Origin of the sequence: Streptomyces sp. NPDC018693 (assembly GCF_044391385.1) — a bacterium.
In the GTDB taxonomy this organism is placed as follows: Bacteria; Actinomycetota; Actinomycetes; order Streptomycetales; family Streptomycetaceae; genus Streptomyces.
Genome location: NZ_JBIRZZ010000011.1, coordinates 159,654 through 171,762, shown reverse-complemented (window position 1 = coordinate 171,762; position 12,109 = coordinate 159,654). Strand labels below are relative to the sequence as shown.

The window sequence follows — 12,109 nt, the reverse complement described above, 5'->3', positions numbered from 1 at the left end:
CGCCCACGACCAAGGACCAAAGATGACCCGCGTGATCGCCGGCGCAGCCGGCGGACGTCGCCTGGCCGTCCCGCCAGGGACCGGCACCCGCCCCACCTCCGACCGCGCCCGCGAAGGTCTCTTCTCCACCTGGCAGTCCCTCCTCGGCGGCCCCCTGGACGGCGACCGCGTCCTCGACCTCTACGCCGGCTCAGGCGCCGTCGGTCTGGAAGCCCTCTCCCGAGGCGCGGGCCACACCCTGCTGGTCGAGGCCGACCCCAAGGCCGCCCGCATCATCCGGGACAACGTCAGAAACCTCGGCCTCCCCGGCGCCGAGGTCAGATCCGGCAAGGCGGAACAAGTCATCCAGACGGCGCCGACAGCCCCGTACCACATCGTCTTCCTCGACCCGCCGTACGCCGTCACCGACGCCGATCTTCGCGAGATCCTGCTCACACTCCGCACCCAGGGCTGGCTCACGCCGGACGCGCTCGTCACCGTGGAGCGCAGCACCAGAGGCGGCACATTCGCCTGGCCGGACGGTTTCGAGCCGCTCAGGTCCCGTCGCTACGGCGAGGGAACGTTTTGGTACGGTCGCGCCGCCTCCACGTGCGAAGACGCACGATGACCGGACTCGAGAGCGAGGGATCACTAGTGCGCCGCGCCGTCTGCCCCGGGTCGTTCGACCCGATCACCAACGGACACCTCGACATCATCTCCCGCGCCTCCCGCCTCTACGACGAGGTCTATGTCGCGGTGATGATCAACAAGTCGAAGAGGGGCCTGTTCGAGATCGACGAGCGGATCGACCTGATCCGCCGGGTCACCGCCGAGTACGAGAACGTGCGCGTCGAGGCGTTCCACGGCCTCCTCGTCGACTTCTGCAAGGAACGCGAGATCCCGGCCATCGTCAAGGGCCTGCGCGCCGTCAGCGACTTCGACTACGAGCTGCAGATGGCCCAGATGAACAACGGCCTCTCCGGCGTGGAGACCCTGTTCGTGCCCACCAACCCGACCTACAGCTTCCTGTCCTCCTCGCTCGTCAAGGAGGTCGCGACCTGGGGCGGCGACGTCTCCCACCTGGTGCCCCCGGTGGTCCTGGAGGCCCTGAACAAGCGCCTGCGCGAAGGCTGATGGGGCTACAGTCGTCCCGTCCGTCTCCAACACAGCTGTAGAGAGTGGCGAGCACACGGTGGACGTGCAGAACAAGCTCGACGAGATCGTCTCCGCGATCTCCAGTGCCCGGTCGATGCCGATGTCGGCCTCGTGCGTGGTCAACCGCGCCGAACTGCTCTCGATGCTGGAAGAGGTGCGCGCGGCGCTGCCCGACTCCCTCGCCCAGGCCCGGGAGGTGATCGGCGACCGCGAGCAGATGGTCGAGCAGGCCCGCCAGGAGGCCGAGCGGATCATCGCCGGCGCGCACGCCGAGCGCGGCTCCCTGATCTCCGACACCGAGGTCGCCCGCCGCTCCCGGGCCGAGGCCGACCGCATCCTCGCCGAGGCCCGCCAGGAGGCCGAGGACATCCGCGCGGAGGCCGACGACTACGTCGACTCCAAGCTCGCCAACTTCGAGGTCGTCCTCACCAAGACCCTCGGCTCGGTCGGCCGCGGCCGCGAGAAGCTCCTCGGCACCGGCCCCGGCCTCGACGAACAGGGCTACGTGGACCCCGAGGACGACGACGCCCCGGAGCGCAGCCACGACCCGGAGACCCTGCGCCGGGACGCCGACGCCTACGTGGACGCCAAGCTGGGTGCCTTCGAGGCGGTGCTGGCCAAGACCCTGGACGCGGTCGGCCGGGGCCGGCAGAAGCTGCACGGCCGGATCGCCACCGACGACCTCGGTGCCCTCGCCGACGACACCACGACCTTCCAGCACTCCTCCGACGCCGACTACCTCGCCGACCTGGCGGCCCTCGCGGAGCAGGACACCCCGGCCGAGCAGCGGCAGCAACAGCCGCAGCAGCCGTCGTACGAGCCCCAGCCCGCCTACGGCTACCAGCAGCAGCCCGACCCCTACGGCGGCGGACAGGACGCGTACGGGTACCAGCAGGACGCCTACGGATACCAGCAGGCCGACCCCTACTCCTACCAGGGCTACGCCGCCCAGCAGCCCGCCTACGACCCGAACCAGGCCCTGCAGGGCTACCCGCAGCAGCCCCAGGTCCCGGCCCAGGCGAACGCGCTCGACGAGACCAGCCTCTTCGACACCAGCATGATCAGCGCCGAGCAGCTGCGCGCCTACGAGCAGGAACGCGGGCTCTGAACACGCTCCGTGCCCGGAAGCCGGGGGACCGGATTGGGCCCTGAGCGAAAGCTCCAGTATCCTGGCTCTTCGGTCGCGCGTATGTCCGCGATCAGTGCTGCCCCCAGGACACCGGACGGCGGCACCCCATCCCGTGTCCCGAGCTCGGAAACCGAAAGCAGGAATGGCTCTGAACGCCCGCCTCGACCACCGCAACCCCCTCGTGTTCGACACGCACGAGCTGGGACGGCGTCCTGGTGCGCTGCAGCGCCTGACCCGCACGGTGGACGCACCCAGGGACCTGGGGATCCAGGACGTCATCGGAGTGCCGGAGGGCGCCCCGGTGGAGCTCGAACTCCGCCTTGAGTCGGTCATGGAAGGGGTGCTTGTCACAGGCACCGCCCGTGCACAGGCCGAGGGGGAGTGCGTAAGGTGTCTGGAGCCGCTTCGGCTGGACGTCGAAGCGGACTTCCAGGAGATGTTCTCGTACCCTGACGCCGACGACCGGGGCCGCGTGATCGCGGACGCCGGCGACGACGCCGAGGACGACGAGGACAGGCTCTTCCTCGAGGACGGACTCTTCGACCTCGAACCTCTGCTGCGCGATGCGGTGGTGCTCGCACTGCCGATGCAGCCGGTGTGCCAGGAAGACTGCCCGGGCCTGTGCTCCCAGTGCGGAGAGCGGCTCGCGGACGACCCGGACCACCACCATGACGCCACCGACATCCGTTGGGCGGCATTGCAGGGACTCGCCGGTTCACTCAAGGACGGCGAGAAGGACGAGATGAGCGGCGCCGAAGCTGGCGTCGACGAGAAGCAGGAGAAGTAGCCGTGGCTGTTCCGAAGCGGAAGATGTCGCGCAGCAACACGCGCCACCGCCGGTCGCAGTGGAAGGCTGCGGTCCCCACCCTGGTTGCGTGCGAGCGCTGCCACGAGCCCAAGCAGCAGCACATCGCGTGCCCGTCGTGCGGCACCTACAACAAGCGCCAGGTCCTCGAGGTCTGAGCGGCCGGTGAGAGGCACTGTGTCCAGCCCGAAGAAGAACTCGTCGGACAACCAGGCCTCGTCCCACACGCTTCTGGAAGGGCGGCTCGGCTACCAGGTCGAGTCCGCCCTTCTGGTGCGAGCCCTGACCCACCGTTCCTACGCGTACGAGAACGGCGGTCTGCCGACGAACGAGCGGCTGGAGTTCCTCGGTGACTCCGTCCTCGGCCTCGTCGTCACCGACACGCTGTACCGCACCCACCCCGATCTGCCCGAGGGCCAGCTGGCCAAGCTGCGGGCCGCGGTGGTCAACTCACGTGCGCTCGCGGAGGTCGGTCGCGGTCTCGATCTGGGTTCCTTCATCCGGCTGGGCCGTGGTGAAGAGGGCACGGGCGGCCGGGACAAGGCGTCCATCCTCGCCGACACCCTGGAAGCGGTGATCGGCGCGGTCTATCTCGATCAGGGCCTCGACGCGGCCTCCGAACTGGTGCACCGCCTGTTCGACCCGCTCATCGAGAAGTCCTCCAACCTCGGAGCCGGCCTGGACTGGAAGACCTCCCTCCAGGAGCTCACCGCGACCGAAGGGCTCGGCGTCCCCGAGTACCTGGTCACGGAGACCGGCCCCGACCACGAGAAGACCTTCACTGCTGCCGCCCGCGTCGGAGGCGTCTCGTACGGCACCGGCACCGGCCGCAGCAAGAAGGAGGCGGAGCAGCAGGCCGCGGAGTCCGCCTGGCGGGCCATCCGCGCCGCGGCGGACGAACGCGCCAAGCAGGCGGCCGCGGCCAGGGAAGCGGTCGCACAGGCCGCCGAGGGCGACACCGACGCCGCACCGGCCTCCGCCTGACCTGACAGCACAGCAGCAGCGACCCGAGCGCCCGCCCCCTGCCCGGGGCGGGCGCTCGGCTCGTACACCGGTCGTCACGTCGTCACGGGGGAGCCATGCCCGAACTGCCCGAGGTCGAGGTCGTACGGCGCGGTCTGGAGCGCTGGGTCGCCCATCGCACCGTCGCCGACGCCGAGGTGCTGCATCCGCGCGCGGTGCGCCGGCACACGGGCGGTGCCGACGACTTCGTCCACCGCCTCAAGGGACACCGCATCGGGGTGCCGAGCCGCCGCGGGAAGTACCTGTGGCTGCCGCTGGAGGACACCGACCAGTCGGTGCTGGCCCACCTCGGCATGAGCGGCCAGCTGCTGGTCCAGCCGCACGAGGCGGCGGACGAGAGGCATCTGCGGATCCGGGTGCGCTTCGCGGACGACCTGGGCACCGAGCTGCGCTTCGTCGACCAGCGCACCTTCGGCGGACTGTCCCTGCACGACAACACCCCCGACGGGCTGCCCGACGTCATCGCGCACATCGCGCGCGACCCCCTCGACCCGCTCTTCGACGACGAGGCGTTCCACCGGGCACTGCGCCGCAAGCGCACCACCATCAAACGGGCACTGCTGGACCAGTCGCTGATCAGCGGGGTCGGCAACATCTACGCCGACGAGGCGCTGTGGCGCTCCCGCCTCCACTACGACCGCCCCACGGCGACCTTCACCCGCCCGCGCACGACGGAACTCCTCGGCCATGTGCGGGACGTCATGAACGAGGCCCTCGCGGTCGGCGGCACCAGCTTCGACAGCCTGTACGTCAACGTCAACGGCGAGTCGGGCTACTTCGACCGGTCGCTCGACGCGTACGGGCGTGCGGGGCTGCCCTGCAAGAGGTGCGGCACGCCCATGCGCCGGCGGCCGTGGATGAACCGGTCCAGCTACTTCTGCCCGAGGTGTCAGCGGGCGCCGCGCGTGGCGTCGTAGCGCTCGCGGGCGGCGAGGACGTCGTCCATCCGCCCCTCGACGAAGTGGATGAGGCCCAGCAGCCGCTCGGCGATCCCACGGCCCAGCGGTGTGAGTTCGTAGTCGACCCGCGGTGGGTTGGTGGGCTGGGCCTCGCGGTGCACCAGGCCGTCGCGCTCCAGCGCGTGCAGCGTCTGGGAGAGCATCTTCTCGCTGACGCCGTCGACGCGTCGGCGCAGCTCGTTGAAGCGCAGCGACCCTTCGTGGAGCGCGCCGAGCGTGAGGGCGCCCCAGCGGCCGGTGACATGCTCCAGTGTGCCGCGTGAGGGACAGGCCCTGGCGAACACGTTGTACGGGAGCTCCTGCTCCGCTGCGGGCTCCTCCTGGGTGCTGCTCATACCCCAAGCGTACGCGAGCACAGCGCTAACCGGCAGTTAGCGCTGTCGCTTACTCAGTGTCCGAGCGGGCTCAGTACCCGAAGTTCTGGGTCCACCAGGGACCGCCCGAGCCGAAGTGGACGCCGACTCCCAGGGTCTTGAAGTCGCAGTTCAGGATGTTCGCGCGGTGGCCGGGGCTGTTCATCCAGGCGTCCATGACGGCCGCCGCGTCCGCCTGGCCGCGGGCTATGTTCTCGCCGCCGAGGCTGGAGATGCCGGCCTTCTCGGCGCGGTCCCACGGGGTGTTGCCGTCGGGGTCGGTGTGGTCGAAGAAGCCGCGGGCGGCCATGTCCTCGCTGAAGTTCTGCGCCAGCTCGGTCAGCGCACTGTTCGCGGCGAGGGCGCCGCAGCCGACCTTCGCCCGCTCCTCGTTGACGAGCCGCAGCACCTCGGCCGCCGCCTGGGCCTCCGCCGTGAGCGTGACCGCGGTGGACGCCTTCTTCTCCGGGGCCTTGGAGGCTGTCCGGGAGGGCGTCGGGGTCGGAGTCGGGGTCGGTTCCTTGGTCGGCGTCGCCGAGGGCTTCTCGGAGACCGTCTCGGTCGGGGACGCCGACACCGAGGGGGAGGGCGTCGGTGAGGCCGACGGTGATGCCGAGCGCCCGGTGTCGCGGCTGGTCGACGCGGACCCGCGGGTGTCGGCGGAGCCGGACGTGCCGCCCTGTTCCGAGGCGGAGTTCGACGGGGTGTCCACGGCCCGCACATTGTCGTCGGTGCTGGTGCCGCCGCCGAGCCGGTAGCTCTCCAGGCCGGGCACCACCCCGGTCGCCACCGCGACCGTGCCGAGGGCGACCGCCGCGGAGACCCCGAGCAGTCCCGTCTTCACCGGCGTCGCGGCCTTCCTGCGGCGCCGCCGCCCACCCGCCCGGGGACGGACGTCGCCGTCGACGGCCGGGAACTGCGCCGTGTGCGTGGCGTGGGCGTACTCACCGTCCGCCGAGAAGTCGCTCGTCGAGAAGAGGTACTCCTCGCTCCTGGCGTAGGCGTCGGCGTACGCCTCCGGGTGCACATAGGGCGCGGTACCCATCGTGGGCGTGCCGTCGTACGAGTCCCCGGGAGCCCCGCCCGGTATGTGCGAGCCCTCCGGCTGGGTGTCCCCCGTGGCGCGGCCCGTGGCGGCGCGGCCGGCGTCGGAGCGTCGGTGGCGTCCCATGTCCTGGCCTTCCTCGTCCTAGCGGTCGACTCGTCCCCTGCGGTCAACGCGACTCACTCGATCGAGTGAGTTTCATATGAGATGCATTGGGTGGGGACGGTACCGCATGACGCCAGGGGAGGAAGTGCCCCGAGGGACATTGGCCGGTTAGGTTGCAGCCATGAGCGAGGATGTACGGCTGGTCGCCTGGGTGCGCGGACAGGTCCAAGGTGTGGGTTTCCGCTGGTTCACGCGGGCGAAAGCGCTTGAGATCGGTGGCCTGAGTGGTTTTGCTCTCAATTTGGCCGACGGGCGCGTGCAGGTCGTCGCGGAGGGCCCGCGGGTGGGCTGCGAGGGCCTTCTGGACTGGCTCCAGGGTGACGACACGCCCGGGCGCGTGGACGGTGTCACCGAGATCTGGGACACACCCCGCGGCGGCTACGACGGCTTCGCGATCCGCTGACCCACCCGCCTCGCGGCGGGCGCCGGAGCCGCGGGTGTATGCCAGTGGCAATCCTCTCTAGGAGAAAGGAGCAGGTGGTTGCCAAGAAGCCCTTGTGGTGGCAGGCTCGCGACGTAAGGATGATCGCCACGCCCTGAGGGCCCCGCAGGAGTCGCCGCGCCGCCGAATTCGGCCGCGCGCCACCGGGTTGCCCGCCAATACGGGGCGTGATCGTGTTGACCGTCAAACTTTTTGGTGAGACGCTGAAAGCCCCGCGCACCTTAGCTGTTTGGCATGGATGAACGGCAGCAGGAACAAGATCCTGCCAAGCATCGCGGGTGCGAAATCCCTCACGACCCACACCGCTTCGGTCGGTCACTCAGTGTGGAGGACCATCCATCATGGCAAAGGCGCTTCTCGGTTACGTCGGCGGCTCCGACCCTCGACTCCTTGCCGAGATGCGACGGCTCCAGCAGCGCGTACAGGACCTGGAATCCGAGCTCGGACGCATCCAGGCGGAGAACGACGCCCTGCAGGCTGCCGCTTCTCACGACAGGATCATGGAGAGCATCGACGCACACCAGGCGGAGCCTGCGCTCACCTGATCGCTGCATCGCTCCACGACAGCGCAAGCAGCGGTCTGGTTGTCCGTATCAACGGCGTCGAACCGCCAAGTTGTCAGAGTTGCAAGGGACGCCTCGGCGTCCCTTCTTTCTTGCCTCCCCCGTGTCGCCCGCCCGAGTCACCCGGCCCCTGGCCCCGCTCGTTGCCCCGCGCACCTTTCAGACTCTTTAACGAGTGGTGTGCCCTGGACGTTCATGGGTGAAACCGCCGGTTCATGGAGTGAGACACCCCCGGGAGGTAGAGTCCGACGGCGTGCACCTCAAGGCCCTGACCCTCCGCGGATTCAAGTCGTTCGCCTCGGCCACCACGCTCCGGTTCGAGCCGGGTATCACCTGCGTCGTCGGCCCGAACGGCTCGGGCAAGTCCAATGTCGTGGACGCGCTCAGCTGGGTCATGGGGGAGCAGGGAGCCAAGTCGCTGCGCGGCGGCAAGATGGAGGACGTCATCTTCGCCGGCACCACCGGCCGACCGCCGCTGGGCCGCGCCGAGGTGTCCCTGACCATCGACAACTCCGACGGCGCGCTGCCCATCGAGTACGCCGAGGTCACCATCACGCGGATCATGTTCCGCAACGGCGGCAGCGAGTACCAGATCAACGGCGACACCTGCCGCCTCCTCGACATCCAGGAGCTTCTCTCCGACTCCGGCATCGGCCGCGAGATGCACGTCATCGTCGGCCAGGGCCAGCTCGACTCCGTCCTGCACGCCGATCCCATGGGCCGCCGGGCCTTCATCGAAGAGGCCGCCGGTGTGCTGAAGCACCGCAAGCGCAAGGAGAAGGCGCTCAGGAAGCTCGACGCGATGAAGGCCAACCTCGCGCGCGTGCAGGACCTGACCGACGAACTGCGCCGGCAGCTGAAGCCGCTCGGCCGCCAGGCCGCCGTCGCCCGCCGTGCCGCCGTCATCCAGGCCGATCTCCGGGACGCCCGGCTGCGCCTGCTCGCCGACGATCTCGTACGGCTGCGGGAGGCGCTCCAGGCCGAGATCGCCGACGAGGCCGCGCTGAAGGAGCGCAAGGAGGCGGCCGAGGAGGAGCTGCGGAAGGCCCTCCAGTGCGAGGCTCTCCTGGAGGACGAGGTCCGCCGGCTCACCCCGCGCCTGCAGCGCGCCCAGCAGACCTGGTACGAGCTCTCCCAGCTCGCCGAGCGCGTCCGGGGCACGATCTCGCTCGCCGACGCGCGCGTGAAGAGCGCCACCTCCGTGCCGCCCGAGGAGCGGCGCGGGCGTGATCCCGAGGACATGGAGCGTGAGGCCGCCCGCGTCCGCGAGCAGGAGGCCGAGCTGGAGGCCGCCCTGGAGGCGGCCCAGCGCGCGCTCGACGACACCGTCGCTCACCGCGCCGAACTGGAGCGCGAACTCGCCGTCGAGGAACGGCGTCTGCGGGACGCGGCGCGCGCCATCGCCGACCGCCGCGAAGGGCTGGCCCGCCTCAACGGGCAGGTGAACGCGGCCCGTTCGCGTGCGGCCTCCGCACAGGCGGAGATCGACCGGCTCGCCGCGGCGCGCGACGAGGCGCAGGAACGTGCCGTCACCGCGCAGGAGGAGTACGAGGCCCTCAAGGCCGAGGTCGACGGCCTCGACGCCGACGACGCGGACCTCGCCGAGCAGCACGACGCGGCCAAGCGCCGCCTGACCGAGGCCGAGGCCGCCCTCACCGCCGCCCGCGAGGCCGCCACCGCCGCGGAACGCCGGCGCGCCGCGACCCAGGCCCGCCACGAGGCGCTGGCACTGGGCCTGCGCCGCAAGGACGGCACCGGCGCGCTGCTGGCGGCCGAGGACCGGCTGACCGGCCTGCTCGGCCCGGCCGCCGAACTCCTGACGGTGACCCCCGGCCACGAGGTCGCCCTCGCAGCGGCCTTCGGCGCGGCGGCGGACGCCATCGCGGTCACGACACCGTCCTCAGCGGCCGCCGCGATCCGCCTCCTCCGCAAACAGGACGCGGGCCGCGCGGCCCTGCTCCTGGCGGGCGCGCCGGAGGATGCTCGGCTGGAGGCCCCGGGAGGTGGGGGCAGCGGAGAGGGTGCTGCGGCTTCCGCCTCCGCTGGGGCACGTAACGGGGCGGGGCCGACGAGTGCGGGGCCGAGCGGGTCTGGATCGGCTGACGCTGCGCAGTCGGGTGTCGGGGCGGGCGAGATTGTGGCGGGTGGTGCTGGGTCGGCTGGTGTGGGGGCGGGCGAGGTTGGGGCCAGCCGGGCTGGGTCGGCTGGTGTGGGGGCGGGCGGTGTCGGGGCGGGTGGTGCTGGGTCGGCTGGTGTCGGGGCGAGCCGGGCTGGGTCGGCTGGTGTGGGGTCGGGTGGTGTCGGGGCGGCTGGTGCTGGGTCGGGTTGCGTCGGGGCCGGTGGTGCTGGGCCGGTCGGTGTCGGGGCGAGCAGTTCCGGGTCCGCCGGTGTCGGGGCGGCCGACGTCGCATCGAGCGGTGCTGGGCCGGCCGGTGCCGGGTCGGGTGATGCCGGGGTGGCCGGTGTGGGGTCGGGGGGCGTCGTATCGAGCGGTGGCGAGTCGGCCGGCGGCGGGGTGACGGGGACGGTGGCCTGGGATGCCGCGCCGTCGTGTGCTGTACGGGATGACGCCGCCCCGGCCGAGCCCGTACCGTCCGCCGCCGTCCCGTCGGGGTCACCTGCCGCCGGTCGGTGTTTCGCCGCCGACCTCGTGCGTGGTCCCGCCGAGCTCATGCCCGCCGTGCGCAGGCTGCTCCACGGGATCGTCGTGGTGGGGACGTTGGAGGAAGCCGAGGCTCTTGTCTACGCGGAGCCGCAGCTCGTCGCGGTGACTGCGGAGGGTGACCTGCTGGGCGCGCACTTCGCGCACGGTGGGTCGGCGGGGGCGCCGAGTCTGCTGGAGGTGCAGGCGTCGGTGGAGGAGGCGGCTGCCGAGCTGGCGGAGTTGGCGGTGCGGTGCGAGGAGCTGGCGGAGGCGCAGCGCGGGGCGGGGGAGCGGCGCACGGAGGTCGCCGCGCTCGTGGAGGAGCTGGGGGAGCGGCGCCGGGCCGCCGACCGGCAGAAGTCGGCGGTCGCGCAGCAGCTCGGGCGGCTCGCCGGGCAGGCGCGCGGCGCGGCCGGCGAGGCGGAGCGGTCGGTCGCGGCCGCCGCGCGGGCGCAGGAGGCGCTCGACAGGGCGCTGGAGGAGGTCGAGGAGCTGGCCGAACGGCTGGCCGTCGCCGAGGAGATGCCGGTCGAGGAGGAGCCCGACACGTCGGTACGGGACCGTCTCGCCGCCGACGGGGCCAACGCCCGGCAGACCGAGATGGAGGCCCGACTCCAGGTCCGTACGCACGAGGAGCGGGTCAAGGGACTCGCCGGGCGCGCCGACTCGCTCGACCGGGCCGCCCGCGCGGAACGCGAGGCACGCGCGCGTGCCGAGCAGCGGCGGGCGCGGCTGCGCCACGAGGCCGCCGTCGCCGAGGCGGTCGCCTCCGGCGCGCGGCAGCTGCTCGCACATGTCGAGGTGTCCCTGGAGCGCGCCGAGCGGGAGCGGGCCGCCGCCGAGGCCGCCAAGGCGCGGCGTGAGCAGGAGCTGGCCGCCGCCCGCACGGCGGGCCGCGACCTCAAGGCCGAGCTGGACAAGCTGACGGACTCCGTGCACCGGGGAGAAGTCCTCGGCGCCGAGAAGCGGCTGCGGATCGAGCAGCTGGAGACCAGGGCGCTGGAGGAACTGGGCGTCGAACCCGCCGGGCTCGTCTCGGAGTACGGTCCGCATCAGCTCGTACCGCCCTCCCCGCCCGCCGAGGGAGAGCAGCTCCCCGACGACCCTGAACACCCCCGAAACCAGCCGAGGCCGTTCGTGCGGGCCGAGCAGGAGAAGCGGCTCAGGTCGGCCGAACGGGCGTACCAGCAGCTCGGGAAGGTGAATCCGCTCGCCCTGGAGGAGTTCGCGGCGCTGGAGGAGCGCCACCAGTTCCTCAGCGAGCAGCTGGAGGACCTGAAGAAGACCCGTGCCGACCTGCTCCAAGTGGTCAAGGAGGTCGACGAGCGCGTCGAGCAGGTCTTCACCGAGGCGTACCGGGACACCGCCCGTGAGTTCGAGGGCGTGTTCAGCCGGCTGTTCCCGGGTGGTGAGGGGCGGCTGATCCTGACCGATCCCGACAACATGCTCACCACCGGCGTGGACGTCGAGGCCCGCCCGCCGGGCAAGAAGGTCAAGCGGCTCAGCCTCCTCTCGGGCGGCGAGCGGTCGCTGACGGCCGTGGCGCTGCTGGTGTCGATCTTCAAGGCCCGGCCCAGCCCGTTCTACGTCATGGACGAGGTGGAGGCCGCCCTCGACGACACCAACCTGCAGCGGCTGATCCGCATCATGCAGGAGCTGCAGGAGTCCTCGCAGCTGATCGTGATCACCCACCAGAAGCGGACCATGGAGGTCGCCGACGCGCTGTACGGCGTGTCCATGCAGGGTGACGGGGTGTCGAAGGTCATCAGCCAGCGACTGCACTGAAGCAGCGCGGCACCCTGATGGCCTGGAATCAAGGGCAAGACGCTCGAGGAGCCGGGCCGGCT

General features: G+C 71.4%; 12 protein-coding genes. 10 read left to right on the top strand and 2 right to left on the bottom strand.

From position 1 onward, the window contains the following. Nucleotides 1–22: 22 nt before the first annotated feature. The 7 genes from rsmD to mutM all read left to right on the top strand — a co-directional run bounded on the left by rsmD (nt 23) and on the right by mutM (nt 5,008). Nucleotides 23–607, top strand: coding sequence for a 16S rRNA (guanine(966)-N(2))-methyltransferase RsmD (gene rsmD / locus ACH5AC_RS26865; RefSeq protein ID WP_398864737.1), 585 nt, complete (start codon nt 23–25; stop codon nt 605–607). A 26-nt stretch (nt 608–633) separates the two neighbouring features. After that, entirely contained in the window at nt 634–1,113 is a 480-nt protein-coding gene (gene coaD / locus ACH5AC_RS26860) for a pantetheine-phosphate adenylyltransferase (RefSeq protein ID WP_398864840.1), read from the top strand. A 58-nt stretch (nt 1,114–1,171) separates the two neighbouring features. Then, nucleotides 1,172–2,242: a cell division initiation protein gene (locus ACH5AC_RS26855; RefSeq protein ID WP_398864736.1), complete on the top strand. Its 1,071-nt coding sequence runs from the start codon at nt 1,172–1,174 to the stop codon at nt 2,240–2,242. A gap of 163 nt (nt 2,243–2,405) precedes the next feature. Continuing rightward, nucleotides 2,406–3,050: a YceD family protein gene (locus ACH5AC_RS26850; RefSeq protein WP_398864735.1), complete on the top strand. Its 645-nt coding sequence runs from the start codon at nt 2,406–2,408 to the stop codon at nt 3,048–3,050. A 2-nt stretch (nt 3,051–3,052) separates the two neighbouring features. Continuing rightward, nucleotides 3,053–3,226, top strand: a complete 174-nt coding sequence (gene rpmF / locus ACH5AC_RS26845; protein ID WP_003951102.1) for a 50S ribosomal protein L32 — start codon at nt 3,053–3,055, stop codon at nt 3,224–3,226. A 19-nt stretch (nt 3,227–3,245) separates the two neighbouring features. After that, nucleotides 3,246–4,052 carry a ribonuclease III gene (gene rnc / locus ACH5AC_RS26840; protein ID WP_398864839.1) on the top strand — a complete coding sequence of 269 codons (807 nt, stop codon included), beginning with the start codon at nt 3,246–3,248 and terminating at the stop codon, nt 4,050–4,052. Nucleotides 4,053–4,147: 95 nt separating this feature from the next. After that, nucleotides 4,148–5,008, top strand: coding sequence for a bifunctional DNA-formamidopyrimidine glycosylase/DNA-(apurinic or apyrimidinic site) lyase (gene mutM / locus ACH5AC_RS26835; RefSeq protein WP_398864734.1), 861 nt, complete (start codon nt 4,148–4,150; stop codon nt 5,006–5,008). On the opposite strand, the gene ACH5AC_RS26830 is transcribed toward mutM, so the two are convergent. Then, nucleotides 4,981–5,385, bottom strand: a complete 405-nt coding sequence (locus ACH5AC_RS26830; RefSeq protein ID WP_398864733.1) for a winged helix-turn-helix transcriptional regulator — start codon at nt 5,383–5,385, stop codon at nt 4,981–4,983. The genes mutM and ACH5AC_RS26830 overlap by 28 nt on opposite strands. A gap of 70 nt (nt 5,386–5,455) precedes the next feature. After that, a complete protein-coding gene (locus tag ACH5AC_RS26825; RefSeq protein ID WP_398864732.1) occupies nt 5,456–6,574 on the bottom strand; it encodes a CAP domain-containing protein in 1,119 nt (372 codons plus the stop codon). Nucleotides 6,575–6,734: 160 nt separating this feature from the next. Between ACH5AC_RS26825 and ACH5AC_RS26820 the strand changes: the two genes are divergently transcribed. The 3 genes from ACH5AC_RS26820 to ACH5AC_RS26810 all read left to right on the top strand — a co-directional run bounded on the left by ACH5AC_RS26820 (nt 6,735) and on the right by ACH5AC_RS26810 (nt 12,047). Next, the gene (locus ACH5AC_RS26820) at nt 6,735–7,016 is read left to right on the top strand and encodes an acylphosphatase (RefSeq protein WP_398864731.1); all 282 of its coding nucleotides are present in this window, start codon (nt 6,735–6,737) and stop codon (nt 7,014–7,016) included. Nucleotides 7,017–7,396: 380 nt separating this feature from the next. After that, entirely contained in the window at nt 7,397–7,600 is a 204-nt protein-coding gene (locus tag ACH5AC_RS26815; protein ID WP_007493378.1) for a hypothetical protein, read from the top strand. 271 nt (nt 7,601–7,871) lie between these two features. Then, entirely contained in the window at nt 7,872–12,047 is a 4,176-nt protein-coding gene (locus ACH5AC_RS26810; protein ID WP_398864730.1) for an AAA family ATPase, read from the top strand. Nucleotides 12,048–12,109 lie beyond the last annotated feature (62 nt).

What these genes read in the sequence shown, in the direction of transcription:
- ACH5AC_RS26825 (WP_398864732.1), bottom strand. Translation starts at nt 6,574, where the DNA reads ATGGGACGCCACCGACGCTCCGACGCCGGCCGCGCCGCCACGGGCCGC.
- rsmD (WP_398864737.1), top strand. Translation starts at nt 23, where the DNA reads ATGACCCGCGTGATCGCCGGCGCAGCCGGCGGACGTCGCCTGGCCGTC.
- ACH5AC_RS26815 (WP_007493378.1), top strand. Translation starts at nt 7,397, where the DNA reads ATGGCAAAGGCGCTTCTCGGTTACGTCGGCGGCTCCGACCCTCGACTC.
- ACH5AC_RS26830 (WP_398864733.1), bottom strand. Translation starts at nt 5,385, where the DNA reads ATGAGCAGCACCCAGGAGGAGCCCGCAGCGGAGCAGGAGCTCCCGTAC.
- ACH5AC_RS26850 (WP_398864735.1), top strand. Translation starts at nt 2,406, where the DNA reads ATGGCTCTGAACGCCCGCCTCGACCACCGCAACCCCCTCGTGTTCGAC.
- ACH5AC_RS26820 (WP_398864731.1), top strand. Translation starts at nt 6,735, where the DNA reads ATGAGCGAGGATGTACGGCTGGTCGCCTGGGTGCGCGGACAGGTCCAA.
- mutM (WP_398864734.1), top strand. Translation starts at nt 4,148, where the DNA reads ATGCCCGAACTGCCCGAGGTCGAGGTCGTACGGCGCGGTCTGGAGCGC.